This is a genomic window from Janthinobacterium amylolyticum (genome assembly GCF_051380655.1).
Taxonomy (GTDB): Bacteria; Pseudomonadota; Gammaproteobacteria; order Burkholderiales; family Burkholderiaceae_D; genus Janthinobacterium.
Genome location: NZ_JBNYXL010000001.1, coordinates 499,177 through 520,074 on the forward strand (window position 1 = coordinate 499,177; position 20,898 = coordinate 520,074).

General features: G+C 60.7%; 14 protein-coding genes and 3 tRNA genes. 6 read left to right on the forward strand and 11 right to left on the reverse strand.

Annotated features, from left to right (window positions below; all coding sequences use genetic code 11):
- The first annotated feature begins 18 nt into the window (after window positions 1-18).
- The gene (locus ACQ4WR_RS02360) at window positions 19-651 is read left to right on the forward strand and encodes an arylesterase (protein WP_436485381.1); all 633 of its coding nucleotides are present in this window, start codon (window positions 19-21) and stop codon (window positions 649-651) included.
- A gap of 218 nt (window positions 652-869) precedes the next feature.
- On the opposite strand, the gene ACQ4WR_RS02365 is transcribed toward ACQ4WR_RS02360, so the two are convergent.
- The 8 genes from ACQ4WR_RS02365 to tig all read right to left on the reverse strand — a co-directional run bounded on the left by ACQ4WR_RS02365 (window position 870) and on the right by tig (window position 10,196).
- Window positions 870-2,795: a SurA N-terminal domain-containing protein gene (locus ACQ4WR_RS02365; protein ID WP_436485057.1), complete on the reverse strand. Its 1,926-nt coding sequence runs from the start codon at window positions 2,793-2,795 to the stop codon at window positions 870-872.
- Window positions 2,796-3,227: 432 nt separating this feature from the next.
- Window positions 3,228-3,304 (reverse strand) — tRNA-Asp (locus ACQ4WR_RS02370).
- Window positions 3,305-3,321: 17 nt separating this feature from the next.
- Window positions 3,322-3,398 (reverse strand) — tRNA-Asp (locus ACQ4WR_RS02375).
- 125 nt (window positions 3,399-3,523) lie between these two features.
- Complete coding sequence (locus ACQ4WR_RS02380) at window positions 3,524-3,796, reverse strand: HU family DNA-binding protein (protein WP_010398442.1); 273 nt, start codon at window positions 3,794-3,796, stop codon at window positions 3,524-3,526.
- 204 nt (window positions 3,797-4,000) lie between these two features.
- A complete protein-coding gene (lon, locus tag ACQ4WR_RS02385) occupies window positions 4,001-6,412 on the reverse strand; it encodes an endopeptidase La (protein ID WP_102297405.1) in 2,412 nt (803 codons plus the stop codon).
- Window positions 6,413-6,684: 272 nt separating this feature from the next.
- Window positions 6,685-7,953: an ATP-dependent Clp protease ATP-binding subunit ClpX gene (clpX, locus tag ACQ4WR_RS02390; protein WP_034787303.1), complete on the reverse strand. Its 1,269-nt coding sequence runs from the start codon at window positions 7,951-7,953 to the stop codon at window positions 6,685-6,687.
- 200 nt (window positions 7,954-8,153) lie between these two features.
- Window positions 8,154-8,771, reverse strand: coding sequence for an ATP-dependent Clp endopeptidase proteolytic subunit ClpP (gene clpP / locus ACQ4WR_RS02395; RefSeq protein ID WP_374106380.1), 618 nt, complete (start codon window positions 8,769-8,771; stop codon window positions 8,154-8,156).
- Between the two features lie 84 nt (window positions 8,772-8,855).
- Entirely contained in the window at window positions 8,856-10,196 is a 1,341-nt protein-coding gene (tig, locus tag ACQ4WR_RS02400) for a trigger factor (protein ID WP_102297407.1), read from the reverse strand.
- 599 nt (window positions 10,197-10,795) lie between these two features.
- Here tig and ACQ4WR_RS02405 point away from each other — a divergent pair.
- Window positions 10,796-10,978 (forward strand): hypothetical protein, encoded by a 183-nt coding sequence (locus ACQ4WR_RS02405; protein ID WP_146012474.1) that lies wholly within the window; start codon window positions 10,796-10,798, stop codon window positions 10,976-10,978.
- Between the two features lie 7 nt (window positions 10,979-10,985).
- Complete coding sequence (locus ACQ4WR_RS02410) at window positions 10,986-12,593, forward strand: hypothetical protein (RefSeq protein ID WP_436485058.1); 1,608 nt, start codon at window positions 10,986-10,988, stop codon at window positions 12,591-12,593.
- A gap of 79 nt (window positions 12,594-12,672) precedes the next feature.
- Here the strand turns inward: ACQ4WR_RS02410 and ACQ4WR_RS02415 are convergent.
- The 3 genes from ACQ4WR_RS02415 to ACQ4WR_RS02425 all read right to left on the reverse strand — a co-directional run bounded on the left by ACQ4WR_RS02415 (window position 12,673) and on the right by ACQ4WR_RS02425 (window position 17,337).
- A tRNA-Leu gene (locus ACQ4WR_RS02415) sits at window positions 12,673-12,755 on the reverse strand.
- A gap of 299 nt (window positions 12,756-13,054) precedes the next feature.
- Window positions 13,055-16,165 carry an efflux RND transporter permease subunit gene (locus ACQ4WR_RS02420; RefSeq protein ID WP_436485060.1) on the reverse strand — a complete coding sequence of 1,037 codons (3,111 nt, stop codon included), beginning with the start codon at window positions 16,163-16,165 and terminating at the stop codon, window positions 13,055-13,057.
- Window positions 16,162-17,337, reverse strand: a complete 1,176-nt coding sequence (locus ACQ4WR_RS02425) for an efflux RND transporter periplasmic adaptor subunit (RefSeq protein WP_436485061.1) — start codon at window positions 17,335-17,337, stop codon at window positions 16,162-16,164. Before ACQ4WR_RS02425 ends, ACQ4WR_RS02420 begins: the two co-directional genes overlap by 4 nt.
- Before the next feature lie 292 nt (window positions 17,338-17,629).
- Here ACQ4WR_RS02425 and hpnC point away from each other — a divergent pair, with 292 nt between their 5' ends.
- From hpnC to hpnE, 3 genes are read left to right on the forward strand one after another with little or no spacing between them, the layout of a single operon-like run.
- A complete protein-coding gene (gene hpnC, locus ACQ4WR_RS02430) occupies window positions 17,630-18,511 on the forward strand; it encodes a squalene synthase HpnC (protein WP_436485063.1) in 882 nt (293 codons plus the stop codon).
- 46 nt (window positions 18,512-18,557) lie between these two features.
- Window positions 18,558-19,391, forward strand: a complete 834-nt coding sequence (gene hpnD, locus ACQ4WR_RS02435) for a presqualene diphosphate synthase HpnD (RefSeq protein WP_102296350.1) — start codon at window positions 18,558-18,560, stop codon at window positions 19,389-19,391.
- Complete coding sequence (gene hpnE, locus ACQ4WR_RS02440) at window positions 19,384-20,775, forward strand: hydroxysqualene dehydroxylase HpnE (protein ID WP_436485065.1); 1,392 nt, start codon at window positions 19,384-19,386, stop codon at window positions 20,773-20,775. Before hpnD ends, hpnE begins: the two co-directional genes overlap by 8 nt.
- The last annotated feature ends 123 nt before the right edge of the window (window positions 20,776-20,898 follow it).

The window sequence follows — 20,898 nt, forward strand, 5'->3', positions numbered from 1 at the left end:
GTCAAGGGCGGCGACCGCATGCGGCGGCGCACCCTGTCCTTGCTTCCTGCGGCAGCCCTGCTCCTGGTGTCAGGCATGACGAACGCCTATTCTGCACCAAAAACGCTGCTGGTGCTCGGCGACAGTCTCTCGGCCGAGTACGGGCTGGCACGGGGTACGGGCTGGGTGGCGCTGATGGAGCAGCGCCTGAAGGCGCAAAAGAACGACACGCGCATCGTCAACGCCAGCATCAGCGGCGAGACCACCAGCGGCGGCCGCGCCCGCCTGCCCGCCCTGCTGGCCAAGCAGCAGCCGGATGTGGTGCTGATCGAGCTGGGCGCCAATGACGGCTTGCGCGGCCTGTCGCTGGCCGCCACCGAGGCCAACCTGCGCGCCATGGGCGAGGCATCGAAAAAGGCAGGCGCGCAAGTCGTGCTGGTGGGCATGCGCATGCCGCCCAACTATGGCCGCGACTATGGCGACAAGTTCTATGCCATGTATGGCAAGCTGGCAAAAGAATGGAAAGCGCCGCTGGTGCCCTTCATGTTCGAAGGCATCGCCGACCAGCCACAGCTGTTCCAGGCCGACCGCATGCACCCGAACGCGCAGGCGCATCCAGCGATCCTGAAAAACATCTGGCCGCGGTTGGCGCCGTTGCTGAACGCGAAGTAAGCAAAAGGCAGGTGTTATTTCTAGCACGAGGCAGAATCCGGGGTCAGACGGGGTCGCCGAGACCCGCCGGGGGATATGCCCCAGTGGGGCATATCCCGATCGCGAAGCGACTGACCCCAGCTTTATGCTGCATATCCTGGTCAGGTCCATGGCACGCACATTCCGCAGACAAAAAAAATAGCCGCTCAAGAGCGGCTATTTTTATGCGTGCTAACTGATCACGGCGCTTCTGGCGCTGCCGCAACCGGTGCAGTCACCGGCTTGACGATCTTCACCTTGGCCTTGGCTTTCAGGTATTCGACGTAATCGAACATTTCCTGTTGTGCCAGGATGCCGCTGATCTGGTCTTTCTCTTGCTGGCGGCGCGCCGCGTCAATCTGCTCGGGCTGCTGCACCTTGGCGATACGGTAGATACCGTAGCCCAGGGCCGGCAGCTCGACGCCCACATACGCTGGCAGCTTGCTGATGTCGGCTTTCATGACTTGCGCGATGGCGGCACGGTTGATGCCGTCGAGCTTGCTGCGCGAGACCCATTGCGCGGCGCCGAAACCGGTGGCGTCACCCGAGGCTTTCAAGGCGGTCAGCTTGGCTTCGCCGGCTTTCTTCGCCAGCTTTTCCGCTTCTTCCATGGTCACGCGCTGACGGATCATCGCTTCGACTTCAGCCAGCGGACGCTTGCTTGCCGGCTTGAATTCCACCACGCGGCCAGCGATCAGCACGTTTGGTGCGACGGTCACGGCTTCCGTGTTGCGCTTGTCCTTCAGCGAGTCATTCGAGAAGATGGCCGCCAGGAACTTGGCATTGTTGAACGGTGCATTGCCCAGTGCCGGCGACGGCGTGCGCGACAGGTTGGCGACGGTTTCCACTTTCAGTTTCAGCTTGTCGGCCACCGGCTTCAGGCTGTCCGATTGCTCGTACACGGTGTTGGTGAAAGTTTCCGCCATTTCCGAGTATTTCTTCGCGGCGAACTGCTTGCGCAGGTCGGCCGTGATTTCGCCGCGCACTTCGTCCAGCGCCTTGACATGCTGTGGCTTGAGCGAGGTCACGGTCAGGATGTGATAGCCGAAATCGGAAGCGACGACATCGCTGATTTCGCCTTGCTTGAGCTTGGTGACGGCAGCCAGCATCGGCGCAGGCAGGCCATCCTTGCCGATCACGCCCAGGTCGCCGCCTTGTTCGGCGGAAGCAGGATCTTCGGACTTGGCTTTTGCCACGGCAGCGAAGCTGGCAGGCGCCTTGCGCACTTCAGCCAGGATGGCTTCGGCCTTGGCCTTGGCGGCGGCCTTGTCGGCGGCGGAAGCATCTTTCTTGACGGCTACCAGAATATGGCTGGCCTGGCGCGCTTCTTCCGTCGTGTAGGCTTTCTGGTTTTTCGCGTAGTAGCTGGTCACGTCGGCGTCGCTGACGTCGATCTGTTCGCTGGCGGCGCTGTCGTCGAGCACCACGTATTCGATCTTCGCCTGTTCCGGGATTTCAAAGAACTTGCCGTTCTTGTCGTAGAAAGCCTTGACCATGGCATCAGTCACTTTGACTTCCGATACGTACTGGGCGATCGGCAGCAGCAGTTCCTGCACTTCACGCTCTTCCGAGGTGATTTCGGACAGGCGCTTGGTGACGGCGTTCGGCGCGAAGGCGGTGCCTTGCACGGCGCCGGCCAGTTGCTGCAGGGCCAGGTCGCTGCGGCGGCGCGCATCGTACATCTGCGGCGTCATGCCTTGGGCGGCCAGCATGGCCTTGTAACGCTCCAGGTCGAATTTACCGTCCGGCAAGGTCAAGCCTGGGATTTCCAGCACTTCCTTTTGCAGCACGGCATCGCTGATGACCAGGTGGCTACGGCCCACTTCGGCGGCCACGGCGCGCTCGGCGATCAGGTTGTCGAGGATGCTCTGGCGCGCTTCCGGCGTGTCGAACATTTTCTGGTCGAACTGCTCGCCCATCATCTGGCGATAGCGGTCGATCTGCTGGCGTTGCGCCTCTTCATATTGCTGCTGCGTGACCACCTGGTCGCCGACCTTGGCGATGGTGTTCGCGCCGTCGCCGAAGCTTTGGTAGCCGCTGATACCGACCAGTGCAAAAGACGGGACGATCACCAGCATCAAAAGAAACTGCATGAAGCGTCGATGGGTACGAATAAATTCAAACATGGTCAGCCAATTCGGGATGAGTGGATCACTATAAAAAAAGGCGAACATGCGTTCGCCTTGATTTCTTCGGCGGAATGGACGGGACAGATGTCCACTTCCCCTTTAGATTCAACAACTTGGCGCTGGAACTAAAGCAGGATTCTGACGCCCAAGCCATTATCTCCTGATTCTACAATGCCCATAGCGCTATAGCAAGAGTAAATCAGGCTGCGCGCCCTGCCCCCGCGCCGCCTGCGGCGCTGCCACAGGCATTGCCGGCGCGGCGCCAGGTCCGGCCATTAAACCCCGTCCAGCTTAAAGGTGATTTAAATACGCGCGCCGTGCTGATTCAGCATGGCATGCCGGAGATTCAAAAAAGGATGGCGGGAAGATAATCGGGCGCATAAAAGAAAAACCCGCGCTACTTATTCAGCAGCGCGGGCTTCTATATTCTGGCGGAGCGGACGGGACTCGAACCCGCGACCCCCGACGTGACAGGCCGGTATTCTAACCAACTGAACTACCACTCCTTAAGAGCGTATTTTTTTGGCGGAGCGGACGGGACTCGAACCCGCGACCTCCGACGTGACAGGCCGGCATTCTAACCAACTGAACTACCACTCCGAAAAATACACAGTACTACTTGCATTTGCATCCAAGGTTGTTATTCGAAGAACCTCAACCTTGAAATCGCGGCACCCGAAGGCGCCGCCAAATGTTTCCGGTGATTGTCACCTCACCGAAGTCCGTTAGTTTACAGCATCCTTCAAAGCTTTACCAGCTTTAAATTTCGGGACTTTTGCAGCTTCGATCGTGATCGCTTCTTTGGTACGCGGATTGCGGCCGGTACGCTCAGCGCGTTCGCTGACCGAGAAAGTACCGAAACCAACCAGCGTCACGCTGTCGTTGTTTTTCAAAGTTTCCGTCACGCCGCCGATAACAGCGTCGAGTGCGCGCGCAGCGGCGGCTTTGGAAATGTCAGCTTTTTCAGCAATGTGGTCGATCAATTCAGTCTTGTTCACTAGCATCCCCAATTACAAAGGTATAAAACGTTTACCGTATCGTTGCGGCACTTTTGGCACCACAGCTGTCCGGCGAAAAAAATGTGCAGGCGTATTAAACAAGCCACACTGTATATGTGTCAAGCGCTTTGGGGGCGCAATTCACGTTTCAATATAAAACAAGCGCTCTAAAAGCGCTTGTTTGGGAAAAACAGGGGTAAAACGTTAGTGTTTTACTACCTCGCCGGCCGCATCGGGCTTGGCCGCGGCGGCCGTGACAGCCTCCACGGCTGCGACTTCCGTCAACGGTTCCGGCAGCCTTTCGAGGGCGATTTCCAGGACTTTATCGATCCAGCGCACCGGCACGATCTCGAGTTTGTTCTTGACGTTGTCCGGAATGTCGGCCAGGTCCTTCACATTCTGCTCGGGAATCAGCACCGTCTTGATGCCGCCGCGATGGGCCGCCAGCAGCTTTTCTTTCAAGCCGCCGATCGGCAACACTTCGCCGCGCAAGGTGATCTCGCCCGTCATCGCCACGTCGGCACGCACGGGGATACCCGTGAAGACCGACACCATCGCCACCGTCATGGCGGCGCCAGCCGAAGGACCGTCCTTCGGTGTCGCCCCTTCCGGCACGTGGATGTGGATGTCGCTCTTCTCGAACACGTCCGCCTTGATGCCCAGGCGCTGTGCCCGGCTGCGCACCACCGTGCGGGCTGCCTCGATCGACTCTTTCATGACGTCGCCCAGGGTACCCGTGCGGATGACGCCGCCCTTGCCCGGCATCGACACGGCTTCGATGGTCAGCAGATCGCCGCCCACTTCCGTCCATGCCAGACCGACCACCTGGCCCACCTGGTTTTCTTTCTCGGCGACACCAAAATCGTAGCGGCGCACGCCAAGGAATTTATCCAGGTTCTTCGAGTTGACGATGACTTTCTTGTCGGATTTCTTCAGCAGCAGCATCTTGACCACCTTGCGGCAGATCTTCGACACTTCACGCTCAAGCGAACGCACACCAGCTTCCCGCGTGTAGTAGCGGATGATGTCGCGCAGCGCCGATTCGGCCACCGAAATTTCTTCTTCCTTCAAGCCATTGTTCTTGATCTGCTTCGGCAGCAGGTAGCGCTGCGCGATGCTGGTCTTTTCATCTTCCGTGTAACCGGACAGGCGAATGACTTCCATGCGGTCAAGCAAGGCTGGCGGGATGTTGTACGAGTTCGACGTGGCCACGAACATCACGTCGGACAAGTCGAAATCGACTTCGATGTAATGGTCGGAGAACGTGTGGTTCTGTTCCGGATCGAGCACTTCCAGCAGGGCCGACGAAGGATCGCCACGGAAATCGGCGCCCATCTTGTCGACCTCATCGAGCAGGAACAAGGGATTGCGCACGCCGACTTTCGACAGCGATTGCAAAATCTTGCCCGGCATCGAGCCGATGTAGGTGCGGCGATGGCCGCGGATTTCCGCTTCGTCGCGTACGCCGCCCAGGGCCATGCGCACGAACTTGCGGTTCGTCGCGCGGGCGATGGACTGGCCCAGCGAGGTCTTGCCGACGCCAGGAGGACCGACGAAGCACAGGATAGGCGCTTTGAGCTTGTCGACGCGCTGTTGCACCGCGAGGTATTCCAGGATGCGTTCCTTGACCTTGTCGAGGCCGTAGTGGTCGCCTTCGAGCACTTTTTCCGCATTCGACAGGTCGTTATTGACCTTGGATTTCTTTTTCCATGGCAAGTTGACCAGGGTGTCGATGTAGTTGCGCACGACGGTGGCTTCGGCCGACATCGGCGACATCAGCTTGAGCTTTTTCAGCTCGTTGGTGGCCTTGTCGAGCGCTTCCTTCGGCATCTTTGCCGAAGCGACTTTTTTCTCCAGCTCGTCGAGGTCGGCGCCATCTTCGCCCTCGCCCAGTTCTTTCTGGATCGCCTTGACTTGCTCGTTCAGGTAGTACTCGCGCTGCGACTTTTCCATCTGGCGCTTGACGCGGCCACGGATGCGCTTTTCCACCTGCAGAATGTCAAGCTCGCCTTCGAGCTGGCCCAGCAGGTGCTCGAGGCGCTTGGCCACGCTGAAAATTTCCAGGATGACTTGTTTCTGCTCCAGCTTCAACGGCAGGTGCGCAGCCACGGTGTCGGCCAGGCGGCCGGCATCATCGATACCGGACAGGGAAGCGAGGATTTCCGGCGGGATCTTTTTGTTCAGTTTGACGTACTGGTCGAACTGCTGCACGATCGCGCGGCGCATGGCTTCGACTTCCGACTCGTCGCCCGGCTCGGACTCGAGCGGCGTCAGGTCGGCGATGAAGTGCGTCGGCGCATCGCTGATGTGGTTGATACGGGCACGCTGTGCGCCTTCGACCAGCACCTTGACGGTGCCATCGGGCAGCTTGAGCATTTGCAGAATATTGGCGACGCAGCCAATTTCATAGATATCCGAAGGAGACGGCTCGTCCTTCGCGGCTGCTTTTTGAGCGGCAAGCATGATGCTCTTGCCCTGCTCCATCGCAGCTTCCAGCGCCTTGATCGACTTTGGACGGCCAACGAACAGCGGTATCACCATATGCGGGAAAACGACGACATCCCGCAGCGGCAATAACGGCAGTTGAGTTTGCTCAGTTAATTTGGAAGTTGTCATGGCGTACCTTATAGAAAGCGTGTTTACGATGTTGGCGCTCGCTGCCAAAACACAAGACCGGCGAGAATAAATAATTCTGTGAAACAAACATTTTGTTCATTTCGCAAAACACACCCGCATGACTGTAACAAGTGCAGTCCGAATAATAAAAAGCCACGCGCAGCTAAGCGCCGCGAGTGGCTTTCCGATTGAAGCCTGCACTCATTGATTTAAATTGTACTGCCATGCATTAAGGAATCAAAACCCTTTTTATGCATTTGTCTCAGCAATAATCAATTTTCTCCGGAGGCCTTGGCAGTCTCTTGATAAATCAACAAAGGTTTGGCACCACTGGTGATGGTATTTTCGTCGATGACGACTTTCACCACATTTTGTTCGCTCGGCAGTTCATACATGACGTCCAGCAAAGCATGTTCCAGGATGGAACGCAGGCCACGGGCACCGGTCTTGCGCGCCAGCGCCTTCTTGGCGATCGCATGCAGGGCGGCCGGACGAATCTCCAGTTCCGCGCCTTCCATCTCGAGCAGCTTCGAATACTGCTTGATCAGCGCATTCTTCGGCTCGACGAGGATCTGGATCAGCGCCTCTTCCGTCAATTCTGCCAGGGTGGCGATGACAGGCAGACGGCCCACCAGTTCCGGGATCAGGCCGAACTTGACCAGATCTTCCGGTTCCGCCTGCAGCATCAGTTCGCTAGCCGTGCTTTGCGACTTGCTGCGCACCGTGGCAGAGAAGCCGATGCCGCTCTTTTCGGAACGGTTGGCGATCACTTTCGACAGGCCGTCAAAGGCGCCGCCGCAAATGAACATGATGTTGGTCGTGTCGATCTGCACGAAGTCCTGGTTAGGATGCTTGCGGCCGCCTTGTGGCGGCACGGACGCCATCGTACCTTCGATGAGCTTCAGCAAGGCTTGCTGCACGCCCTCGCCCGACACGTCGCGCGTGATGGACGGATTGTCGGACTTGCGCGAAATCTTGTCGATCTCATCGATGTAGACGATGCCGCGCTGGGCCTTCTCGACATCATAGTTGCAGCTTTGCAGCAGCTTCTGGATGATGTTTTCCACATCCTCGCCCACATAACCGGCTTCGGTCAGGGTGGTGGCGTCGGCGATCACGAACGGCACGTTGAGCATGCGCGCCAGGGTCTGTGCCAGCAGGGTCTTGCCCGAGCCGGTAGGACCGACCAGCAAGATGTTGCTCTTGGCCAGTTCGATGTCGTCTTTCTTGCCCAGGTGCTTGAGACGCTTGTAATGGTTGTACACCGCCACCGACAGGATGCGCTTGGCAGTCTGCTGGCCGATCACGTACTGATCGAGCAAGGCGGCAATTTCTTGCGGCGTCGGCAAGTCGGATTTGGTACCGGTCACCGTCTCGATGCTCGACGTTTCATCACGGATGATGTCGTTGCACAAGTCGATGCACTCGTCGCAAATGAAGACGGACGGCCCGGCGATAAGTTTCTTCACCTCGTGCTGGCTTTTGCCGCAGAACGAGCAATACAGTAATTTTTCGCCGCTAGAGGATTTTTTGTCTGACATAAGGCATTTTGGTTGGAACTGCATTAACAATATTGCAAAATCGCAAGCCGGAGTGCGGTAATTGCCCACAAAGGCTATTACCCATGGCGCAAGTCAACAACGTGCACAAGCTCCATGCTACCCGAAATAAAAGCGAAACGCCCGAACGTTTGATCGCCCGGGCGTTTACTTACATGCTTAGCAATACCGGTAGGGACTCATCAAGCGCGGCTGGTCAACACTTTGTCGATCAAACCATACTCAACGGCCTCGTCGGCGGACATGAAACGGTCGCGGTCGGTGTCCTTGGCGATCTGTTCGATCGACTGGCCCGTGCGCTCGGCCATGATGCCGTTCAAGCGGGTGCGCAGGTAAAGGATTTCCTTTGCCTGGATCTCGATATCGGACGCCATGCCTTGCGAACCACCGGACGGCTGGTGAATCATGATGCGCGAGTTCGGCAGCGAGAAACGCTTGCCCTTGGCGCCAGCGGCCAGCAGGAAAGCGCCCATCGATGCGGCCATGCCCGTGCACAGGGTCGACACGTCCGGCTTGATGAACTGCATGGTGTCGTAGATGGCCATGCCGGCCGAGACCGAACCACCTGGCGAGTTGATGTACAGCGAGATTTCCTTTTCCGGATTTTCGCTTTCCAGGAACAGCAGCTGGGCGACAACCAGGTTGGCCATCTGGTCATTGACCGGGCCGACCATGAAAATCAAGCGTTCCTTCAGCAGGCGCGAGTAAATATCATACGAGCGCTCGCCGCGACCGCTTTGTTCCACCACCATCGGTACCAGGCCGAGCATCTGTGTGTCCAGCGCTGGATTACGGTTCATACCTGTCATTTCATTTCCTTGTGAAGCAGTTAGGGGGTGCCGCCACTACCTCGCGGCGGCGGCGGCATCCGGATACCAACTGGTTTACGCTTGTGCGTTGCTTCCCATCAGTTCGTCGAAAGCAACTGCTTTCGTCGTGACTTTCGACAGGCCCAACACGTAAGTGACGACGTTTTCTTCCAATACAAGGGCTTCGATCTCACCCAGACGACGACGGTCGCTGTAGTAGTACTTCAGCACTTCGCGTGGATCTTCGTAGCTTTGGGCGAAATCTTCGATCTGCGCCTTGACTTGCTCAGGCGTTGCCTGCAGGTTGTTGTCGCCGACCAGCTGCGACAGGATCAGGCCCAGGCGTACGCGACGCTCGGCTTTTTCCGCGAACAGTTCTGCTGGGAAAGGCACGTCCTTGACGTTCATGCCGCGCTGCGCCATATCCTGGCGGGTCATTTCGGCCAGGCGCTCGGAATCCTGAGCGATCAGCGTTTTTGGCACTTCCAGCTCAGCAACTTTAATCAGCGCGTCCATGACGGCTTCCTTGTTGCGTGCTTTCACGCGGCCAGCGACTTCGCGCTGCAGGTTGACTTTGATGTCTTCGCGCATTTTGGCCAGGTCACCATCGGCAACGCCCAGCGACTTGGCGAATTCGGCATCGACTTCCGGCAGGTGCGCCCATTCCAGCTTTTGCAGGGTGATGGTGAACGAAGCGGTTTTGCCGGCAACGTCTTTACCATGGTAGTCCTCTGGGAACGACAATGGGAAGGTCTTGGACTCGCCCACTTTCAGGCCCAGGGTCGCGGCTTCGAATTCTGGCAGCATGCGGCCTTCGCCCAGCACGAAAGCGTAGCCTTCAGCTTTGCCGCCCGGGAATTCAACGCCGTCGATCGAGCCGACGAAGTCCACGGTCACGCGGTCGCCGTTCGCAGCGATCGGCTCGCCGCCGTCGCCGTGTTCGCCAGCTTCGCCCTTGGTGTGGAAGTGCACGCGCTGCTTGCGCAGGATGTCGATGGTCTTGTCGATTTCGGCTTCCGACACGTCGGCTTGCACGGTTTCGATTTCAACGGCCGTCAGGTCGCCGATGACGACTTCCGGATACACTTCGAAGGTTGCGTCGAAAGCCAGCTGGCCTTCTGCTGCTTCTTCTTTCGGCACGATGTTCGGGAAACCGGCGACGCGCAGGTTGTTTTCGTTGGCGGCGTCGTTGAAAGCGCGGCCGACTTTGTCGTTCAGCACTTCCGATTCGATCTGGTAGCCGTATTGTGCTGCGACCATTTTCAACGGCACTTTGCCCGGACGGAAGCCCGGTGCCTTAGCCGTACGGGCTTGCACTTTCAGGCGCTTCTCAACTTCCGTGCGGACGTCCGTCAGCGGGAAGGAGATCGTGATACGACGTTCGAGTTTGCCCAAGGTTTCGACTGCAGTTGCCATGTAAAAAATCGTCCAAAAAATAAGATACTGTTGTTGCGAGAAAAGAAGACCCGACCCCTTGCGCCATCACTGGCGACAAGACATGGGTCCAGCTTCACTCGCTCGCATATTCATCTGTAACGTACTGAAGGCAGGACGATGGACCTGGTCTACCCGGCATGGGGTTGCCCCCACCAGGCACCAAACAATCCGCCGCCTTCAATACCGCGACAGGGCTCCGAGCGTCCAGCCATGCGTCTAGGTAAATGCAGGGCCGGCCATCATTCGGTAAAGCGTGGCATTATAACAAAGGACTACGGAGAAGTGGCTGGCTTTGCGGCCCGGCCACAGAGGATGCCAGCGGCAGCGAACGAGTCGCTACAGCCTGGGTGTGCCCTGTCTTTACTCTTGCCCCGGCATTCTTCATTTCGCCAGAGACAGGCTTTCCAGCCTGCTTCGTTCATTAGTATATGCGAACTGTCGCCCCGTCCGAAACAAAGAAATGCGCTCCAGACGAAGATTTCAGGCAAAAAACCTTTGATTTGCCTCAATTTGGCCATTTTTCAGGCAAACCTGAGCGCTATCTCTCCCCTCCAAGTGAATTTAAGGGAGAAAACATCATGAGTGACAGCATACCCGGCGGTTCCAGCAACGCCAAAGCCAAGCTGCAAATGGTCCTCAGCCGCCTGCTCGACGGCGTTTCCGATGACGATCTGCAAAAAATCCAGACGGAAGTCGATGAAATGGAATTGCGCATGCGGGGCGATGGCCACCACGACCACGACCACCCCACCGTGGCTTGAGGCGGCCATGGCTGCGCCTGCCCTGCGCGCCACGCCACCGGACCCCGATGTGCTGGGCGCCGTGGAAACGGCGCTGGTGCGCCACCGCGCCTTCGGTGACAGCGATTACATCCGCGGCCAGCTGGCTGTCGCCTATCGGCGGCGCCTGCACAAGCTCGGCAGCCCCCTCCCCGAGGCCGCACGCCTGGCGCGCCTGCTGGACGCGGCGCCGGCCGTGCGCCAGCGCCAGCTGCTGGGCGACACGGCACTGCGCTGCGCCGTGCAGCACGCCATGCGCCAGTTGCACCTGGGCGACGACTACGGCTTGCCCCTGCCCCAGTGCGTCGCGCTGTTCCAGGCGGCTGGCACGCATCTGCAGTCCGGCTTGCCCGGCGGCCCGCTGACGGCGCACCTGCCCACCATGGCGCGCCTGCACGTCGCGCCTGCGCATCAGCAAGAGGAAAGCGCTGCCGGAGCGGGCGAGAACGGGGTGGACGACACCTTTAGCGATACCTATGCCTATAACGTCCCCTATAACGACACCTATATATGGCACGCCTGGCACCAGGGCACGCCGTATGCGACGGCCTTCCTCGCCGTGATGGAAGATAATTATGGCGCGCCCCTGGCCACGCCCACGCCGCACGAGCGGGCCCTGCTGCGCCGCGGCCTGCGCTTGCTGGAAACCCTGCTGCCCGATCTGGCCGCCAGCGCCCTGTCGCACGTGCAGCTGATCGCCCTGTTTCCCAAGCTGGGCAGCTGGCGCGGCAAGGCGTCCAGCTCGCAGTTCCGCGTCAATGGCAGCGTGTTCCTGAACCAGGAACTGATCGGCAACCCGTGGTGGCTGGCCGAGCATTTGCTGCACGAAGCGCTGCACCAGAAACTCTACGACTTTCGCCACGGCCACAGCCTGCTGGCGCCCGACTATGCGCGCGACGACGGCGCCAAGGTCTGCTCGCTGTGGAACGCGCCCGATGATGACGGCAATCACTACTGGGATGCGCACCGCGTGTTTGCCGCCTTCCACGTGTATGCGCACCTTGCCTTGCTGTGCCTGCAGGCCGAGCGGCAGGAAGCGGCGCTGGCGCCCGAGTATGGCTGCATCGGCAACAACATGAGCGGCAGCCGGCGCGCCATCGACCGGGCGCGCTACCTGGGCGAACAATTGCTCGGCACCACCTGGCCGGAACTGGGGCTGGCCGGGCGCCAGATGACGCGCTGGCTGCTTGATGTGCTCGACACAATCGACACGCAGCCACGGCCGGCAGGCGCCACCCTGCACTTGCTGCTCGACCTGTACGAACGCCAGAGCCGCAAGCTCGACACTTTCCTGGCGCGGCAACCGCCACCCCGGGACGACACCTTGCAACGGCAGGCGGAACACGAGCTGGCGGCGGCGCGCGCGGCACTGCGTTTGCTGGACAGGGAGATGCCTGTGCCAACGCCAGAAACGGAGGGGCTGGACATGGCGCAGCGCTGGCCGCAGGCGCGGCAATGCGTACTCACGGCGCTATGGCCGCTGACACACGAGGAAACACTGCTGAAAAGAACAGGCTACCCGCAGGCGCAGGCGCTGGTGACGCACATGGTGCAGGAATCGAGCCGGCAATTGGCGGCGCTGGGCGCACTGGGGTGATGACAAACTGATGGCGGGCTGACGTAGCCCTGACGACTCTCTTGATGGTGCTGCACGTCCGGGCTGGAACAACCCCGACTGGTGCGGATGGGGAGACTCGAACTCCCAAGCCGAAGCACTGGCTTCTAAGACCAGCGTGTCTACCAATTCCACCACATCCGCATTTTGTACGCAGCTTGTACATACCACTTGACTGCTGCTGCCGATTTTAACAACTCGGGAGCATTCTGGCTACCATGGACTTGTCAACCAGGCCCGCAGCAAAGCAAAGGCGGCATTCTACTGGATTTCCCAGAGGAATGCCGCTTTTTTTTACCGCCCGGCACAGGGCGCCGCCGGGCCAGCCGGCGACATTTTCCAAGGCAGAAGCAGAGACCGGGGCCGTCCCTCCAGGGTACGACCAGGCCCTTTTGCCGTCCGGGCACATGGGCGAAGGCGCCAGGCGGCCCCGCCCTGCGCCATCACACGGCTGGCGTACCCGCTTGCCGGGCGTCAGGCTCCGGCTTTTTGACCCGGAACCAGGCCGCATACAGTGCCGGCAGGAACAGCAACGTTAACGCTGTCGCCAGGATCAGGCCGCCCATGATGGCGACAGCCATCGGCCCCCAGAAAACGGAGCGCGACAAGGGTATCATGGCCAGCGCGGCGGCGGCGGCCGTCAGCACGATGGGGCGGCAGCGGCGCACGGCCGAGTCGATGATGGCATCCCAGGGTGCCGAACCATCCTTGATGTCCTGCTCGATCTGGTCGACGAGGATCACCGAATTGCGGATGATCATGCCGAACAGCGCGATGATGCCCAGGTTGGCTACGAAGCCCAGCGGCCGGCCCAGCGCCAGCAAGGCAAAGGCGGCGCCTGCCACGCCCAGCGGACCCGTCAGGAAGACCAGCAAGGCGCGCGAGAAACTGTGCAGCTGCAGCATCAGCAGGGTGAAGATGATGAAGATGGCCAGCGGCAGGTTCGCCGCGATCGACGCTTCGGCCTCGCCGCTGTCGGCCGCCACCCCTTTCACGGTGATGCGGTAGCCGGCCGGCAGCTTGGCGCGCAAGACGTCGAGCTGCGGCGCCAGCTGCGTCGACACCGTCGCGCCCTGGATGCCGTCAATCACGTCCGACTGCACGGTAATGGCCCATTCACGCTTGTCGCGCCAGACCACACCCGGCTCCCAGACGAAATGCACGCGGGCCAGCTGCGAGATGGGCACGGACTTGCCTGTTGCTGTCGGAATATTCGTGTCATTCAGCACGGAAATCGTCGCCCGCTCGGCCAAAGGCTGGCGCACCTGGATATCGATCAGTTTATTGTCTTCGCGGAACTGGCCGATGACCGTGCCCGACAGGATAGTATTGGCCGCCTGCATCACCGTTTTCGAGGTGACGCCCAGCGCGCGCATCTTGTCCTGGTCCAGATCCAGGCGCAGCACCTTCACCGATTCATTCCAGTTGTCATTCACGCCCAGCGTATTCGGATTGGCGCGCATGATGTCCTTGACCTGGTCGGCAATGGCGCGCACGCCAGCCACTTCCGGCCCCGTGACGCGGAACTGCACCGGATACGGCACCGGCGGTCCGTTCGGCAACAGCTTGACACGCCCCCGCACTTCCGGGAAATCCTTCTTGAAAACGTCGACGATTTGCTGGCGCAAGCGTTCGCGGTCCGCCAGGCTCTTCGGCAACACCACCACTTGCGACACGTTGGTCTGCGGGAAGATCTGGTCCAGCGGCAGGTAGAAACGGGGGCTGCCCGTGCCCACGTAGCTGGTCACGCTTTCCACGCCATCGAGCTTGCCGACAAACGCTTCGAACTTCTTGACCTGCTTTTCATTCGCGGCAAAGGTCGTGCCTTCCGGCGACCACAGCTCCACCATCAGTTCGGGCCGGCTGGAATCGGGGAAGAATTGCTTCTCGATAAAATTAAAGCCGTAGATGCCCAGCGCAAAGATGGCCAGGGTGGCGGCAATCGTCGTCTTGCGCCATTCCACGCACCAGGTCACGGCACGGCGGAAGCGGCGGAAGTTCGGCGTATCGAATAGTTCATGGTCGTTATGTGCGTGCGGCTTGACCTTCAGCAAGATATAGCCGATGTAGGGCGTAAACACCACGGCCACCACCCAGGAAATGACCAGCGCCAGTGCATTGACGGAGAACAGGGAAAACGTGTATTCGCCGGCGGTCGACTTGGCCAGGCCGATGGGCAAAAAGCCCGCCACCGTGATCAGGGTGCCCGTCAGCATGGGCATGGCCGTCGACGTGTAGGCAAAGGTAGCCGCGTCGAAGCGCGACATGCCCTCCTCCATCTTGCGCACCATCATTTCAACGGCAATGATGGCGTCATCGACCAGCAAGCCCAGCGCAATGATCAGGGCACCCAGGGAAATCTTGTGCAAATCGATGTCAAGCAGGCGCATGCACAGGAAGGTGACGGCCAGCACCAGCGGAATGGTCAGCGCCACCACCAGGCCGGGGCGCACGTCGATGCGCAGCGGCTTGGTATGCAAGCCCAGCGCGACAAAGCTGACGGCCAGCACAATCAGGATCGCTTCGATCAGGGTGTGCACGAACTCGCCCACGGAAGCGGACACGGCTTCAGGCTGGTTCGACACGCGCTGCAGTTCTATGCCAACTGGCAACTCGCTCGTCATGCGCGAGACGGTCTTTTGCAAGGCCTTGCCCATGTCGATGATGTTGCCGCCCTTTTCCATCGACACGCCCAGGCCGATCACTTCCTTGCCGTTGAAACGCATCTTGTCCTTCGGCGGATCGACGAATTCACGTTTCACCGTGGCAAAGTCGCCAAGGCGGAAGGTGGTGCCGTTGGCGCGCAGCTCGAGGTTTTCCAGATCCTTGACGGTGACCATGGCGCCCGTCACGCGCACTTGCAGGTTGTCCGTCGGCGTCACCAGCACGCCGGTGGCGTTGATGGAGTTTTGCTCGGACAATTGCTGCACGATGGCATCGAAGGGAATGCCCAGCTGGGCAAATTTCTTGTGCGAAAAGATGATATTGATCTTTTCATCCTGCACGCCAAACAGCTCCACCTTCGAGACCTGTCCCACGGCAAGTAATTCCTGGCGTACCTTGTCCGCGTAATCCTTCATTTCCGCGTAAGTAAAACCATCGCCGGACAAGGCGAAGATGGAGCCATACGTGTCGCCGAACTCGTCGTTGAAGAACGGACCCACCACGCCGGACGGCAAGGTGCCCTTGATGTCGCCGATTTTCTTGCGCACCTGGTACCACGCAGCGGCCGTTTCCTTCGGCGGCGCCGATTCGCGCAATTCCAGCAAGATCAATGTTTCGCCGGGCTTCGAATAGCTGGTGATCTCATCGATATACGGCGTCTCCTGCAGCTTTTTTTCCAGCTTGTCCGTCACCTGCTCGGCCATCTGCAGGGCCGTGGCGCCCGGCCAGTACGCTTGCAGCACCATGGCGCGGAAGGTAAATGGCGGATCTTCGTCCTGGCCCAGGCTGGTATAACTGAGCATGCCGCCGATCAGCAGCACGGCCATCAGGTAGCGTGTCAGCGGTATGTGTTCCAGCGCCCAGCGTGACAGATTGAAGCCGCCCTTCATTTGGCGGCCCCAACCGTGATGGCGGAAGCGACGGGCGCGGCCGCTGCGGCCGTTTCCGCCCCGAGGATGGTGACTTTCTGTCCAGGCTTGAGCAAGTTGACGCCGGCCGTGACCACGGTCTGGCCCGGCTTCACGCCCGAGGTCAGCAACAACTCGTTGCCCGCCACGCCGCCGACAGTGACGGGCACCAGTTTCACGGCGCCATTGTCCACCACCCACACGGAGCTTTGCGATTTCTCATTGAACAGGGCCGTCAGCGGCACCTTGATCTGCGGCGTCGCCGTTTGCGAGGAGAACTGCACCACGGCCGTCATGCCCAGGCGGGCTTGCGGCGCGTCCGGGATGCTGACCTTGGCCAGATAGGTGCGCGTGGCCGGATCGGCCACGGGCGACACTTCGCGGATCTTGCCCGGCAGCGCCTGTTTCGGATCGGCCCACAGGCGCACCACGACATCCTTGACCTGGCGCAAGGTATCGACCTTGTCTTCCGGCAAGCCGATCACGACTTCCTTCTCGCCGCTCCTGGCCACCACCACGACGGGCGTGCCGGGCGAGACCACCTGCCCCACTTCCGCATCGATGCGCGTGACGACGCCATCGGCATCCGCCACCAGGCTGGCATAGCCGGACTGGTTGGCCTGGCCACGGTAGGCGGCCTGGGCTGCTTCCACGTTGGCCTGCGCCGCCTTGTAGGTGGCATCCTTGCTGTCGAGCACGGCCTGGCTGACGAAATTTTTCTCGCGCAAGTCCTGATAACGTTTCAGTTCGGCGCGCGCCAGGTCGCGGTTCGTTTCCGCGCTGGCCAGCGCCGCCTTCGCCTGCGCCTGCGCCAGTTGCAGGTCGACGGGGTCGAGCTGCATCAGCAGCTGACCCTTGCGGACGGCTGCACCCACGTCAACCTTGCGCGCGACGATCTTGCCGCCCACGCGAAAGCCCAGCTGTGACGCCACGCGGGGCACGACCTCGCCCGCCAGTTCCGCACTGACGTCAACATTACTGCTGGCTAACACGATCGCGCGCACGGGACGCACATCTTCCACCTTGGGTACCGGCTTGGAACAGGCGGCCAGCGCCATGGCAACAACAGTGGCCAGGGCAGCGGCGGCGATCAGCCGCAAGGCGGGAAGAGCTGGCGCGCCGGTCTCGCGGCGCAGGGTTTTCAGGGCAAACAAGGTATTTTCCTTTACTATGCGGGCTGTTAGATTTTTACGTGAAGAAACTTTTTGCTTGCCGTAGGGGGTGAGCCAAACTTTTTTGCACGCGATATCCTTAAATTTGTGACAATATCGGTCTGGTCATGGCGGGGCGCGCTGCACCCTTAATGACTTTCTGGTTATTAATTATAATCGCGACGAAAAGTTTTTAGTGACTTTTGCGTCATTAATGTTGAAACGTACAACGTCCGGCAACACCGCGGTTTTGCGCGGCACCGGACAAAAACTGCAAGACTAGAGAAGTGTGTTCATGCCTGTAGACCATTACGAGAATTTCCCTGTAGCATCATTTTTACTGCCGCGCCGCCTGGTGCCTGCCGTCGAAGCCATCTATGCCTTCGCCCGCAGCGCCGATGACCTGGCCGACGAAGGCGACGCCACGCCGGCCCAACGCCTGGCCGCCCTGCACGCCTACGAAGAAGCGCTGGGCCGCATCGCCCGCCATGAAGGCCATGCGGGCGACGGCGCCGCCATGTTCGAGCGCCTGGCCGCCGTCATCGCCAAACACCAGTTGCCGCTGAAACCGTTCCACGATTTATTGTCGGCCTTCAAGCAGGATGTGCAGACGACGCGCTACGCGCGCTACGAAGACGTGCTCGACTACTGCGCCCGCTCCGCCAATCCCGTGGGCCTGCTGATGCTGCACCTGTATAGTGCGGCCGATGAAGAGAATGTACGCGATTCCGATGCGATATGTTCAGCTTTGCAACTAATTAATTTCCTGCAAGACGTCGCCATCGACCAGCAAAAGGAACGCATCTATCTGCCGATGGAAGACCTGACACGCTTTGCCGTCTCGCCCGCCGCCTTCGAGCGGCCCGAGGCGCACGGCAAGTGGAGCGCGCTGATGCGTTTTGAAGTGGCGCGCACGCGGGCGCTGATGCTGTCCGGCGCGCCGCTGGCCCTGCGCCTGCGCGGGCGCATCGGCTGGGAACTGCGCCTGGTGATCCAGGGGGGACTGCGCATCCTCGAATGCATCGAGGCCGTCAATTACGACGTCTTCCGCCGCCGCCCGAAGCTGGAGAAACGCGACTGGCTGATCATTTTCTGGCGCGCCCTGCGCATGTCGCGCAAAAGCCTGCGTCAAGAGACGCAAGTAAAAACGGCTTTTCCCCCGTCGCCCACTCTGTAAGGCGATAGAATAGCGGCTTCGATCTGCAACCCTTGCTCTTTTGCCTATGTCTCCCGACGAATACTGCCAACAAAAGGCCGCCCAGAGCGGCTCCAGCTTCTATTACAGCTTCCTGTTCCTGCCGGCCGAACGCCGCAAGGCCATCACGGCCCTGTACGCCTTCTGCCGCGAAGTCGACGACACGGTCGACGAATGCACGGACGAAGCCGTGGCACGTACCAAGCTGGTCTGGTGGCGCAAGGAAGTCAGGGCCATGTACGAGGGCAATCCCACGCATCCCGTGATGCGCGCGCTGCAGCCGCACCTGGACATCTATGCACTGGAAGAAAAGCATTTGCAGGCCATCATCGATGGCATGGAAATGGACTTGAACCAGACGCGCTACCTCGATTACCAGGCCATGAGCCGCTATTGCTGGCACGTGGCCAGCGTGGTGGGCATCTTGTCGGCCAGCATCTTTGGCGCGACCCGCCCGGAAACCCTGCTGTACGCGGAAAAGCTCGGCCATGCCTTCCAGCTGACCAACATCATCCGCGACGTGGGCGAAGATGCGCGCAAGGGGCGCATCTACCTGCCGATCAGCGAATTGCAGCAGTTCAATGTGACGGCGGCCGATTTGCTGAACGCGCGCCACAGCGAGAACTTTGAAAACCTCATGCGTTTCCAGGTGGCACGCGCGCAACAGGCGTACGACGAAGCCTTCGCCCTGCTGCCGGCCGAGGACCGCCGCGCCCAGCGCCCGGGCCTGATCATGGCCGCCATCTACCGCACCCTGCTCAACGAAGTCGAGCGCGACGGCTATCACGTGCTGAAACAGCGCATTTCCCTGACCCCGATCCGCAAACTGTGGCTGGCATGGAAGACCTGGGTCCGTGGCTGATCCTGGCGTGACACAGCGCTACGCCGTCATCGGCGGCGGCTGGGCCGGCTTCGCGGCGGCCATGGAACTGGCGCGCGCCGGCCATGCCGTCACCGTCTACGAAGCGGCGCGCACCCTGGGCGGCCGCGCGCGCAAGGTCGACCGAGCAGTTGGGCAAGAGCATACCGTACTCGACAACGGCCAGCATATCCTGCTGGGCGCCTACACGGAAACCCTGCGCCTGATCAAGCTGGCGGGACAGGATCCAAGCGAACTCATTCTTACCCTGCCCCTGCAGATGCGCTATCCGGCCGGCTCAGGCGGCATGGATTTCGTCGCGCCGCGCCTGCCCGCGCCGCTGCACCTGGCGTGGGCCTTGCTGCGCGCCAAGGGGTTATCGCGTGCCGACAAGCTGGCATTGATGCGCTTTTCCACGGCCATGCGGTGGATGGGCTGGCAACTGTACAACGATTGCACGGTCAGCGAACTGCTGCAGCGCTTCGACCAGACGCAGCAATTAAACCGCCTGATGTGGCATCCGCTGTGCCTGGCAGCCCTGAACACGCCGCCCGAGCGGGCCTCGGCGCGCGTCTTCATCAATGTGCTGCGCGACAGCCTGGGCGCATCGCGTCGCCGCGCTTCCGACATGCTGATCCCGAAAGCGGACCTCTCCGCCCTGTTTCCCGAGGCGGCCGCCCGCTACGTGGAACAACGTGGCGGCGGCGTGCGCCTGGGCGCCAAGGTCGATGCGCTGCAAGCGCTGCCTGGCGGGCGCTGGCGGCTCGACGATGGCGAGGCCTTCGACGGCGTCGTGCTTGCCACGGCTTGCGCGCAGGCGGCCAGCCTGCTGCAAGGCGTGCACGATGCGCGCCTGGACGCCGTCATTACCCAGATGCAAGCATTGACCCCGGAAGCGATCAGCACCTGCTACCTGCAATACGACGCCTCGGTGCGCCTGGACCTGCCTATGCATGCGCTGGCCGATGCGCCGGAGAGCGGCCACTGGGGCCAGTTTGTCTTCGACCGTGGCCAGCTCGACAGCAAGCAGGCGGGCTTGCTGGCCGTCGTCATCAGCGCCTCCGGCCCTGCCGCCGAGCAAGGCCACGGAGCGCTGGCGCAAGCCATCGCGGCACAACTGGCGCAAGTGTTACGCCGTCCCGAACTGGCGCAGCCCCTGTGGACCCAGCTGATCACGGAAAAGCGCGCCACCTTTGCCTGCACGCCCGACCTGGCGCGTCCGGGCAATGCCAGCGGCGTGCCTGGCCTGCTGCTGGCCGGCGACTACACGGCCGGCGACGACCGCACGCTCGACTATCCGGCCACCATCGAAGGCGCCGTGCGCAGCGGCGTGGCGGCCGCCAAGGCCGTGCGTGCAAGGGTGCAGGCCGGGAAATTGGCAAAGTAGACTTGACGGTGCATCCCGCCCTGGTGTCGCTGAGCCCCGCCAAATTGCATTCTGTCGCACCGCGCTGGTGCGCACTGCCGTGCTTGGGTACAGTCTGACCATCGACCAACCGCACGCCACGAG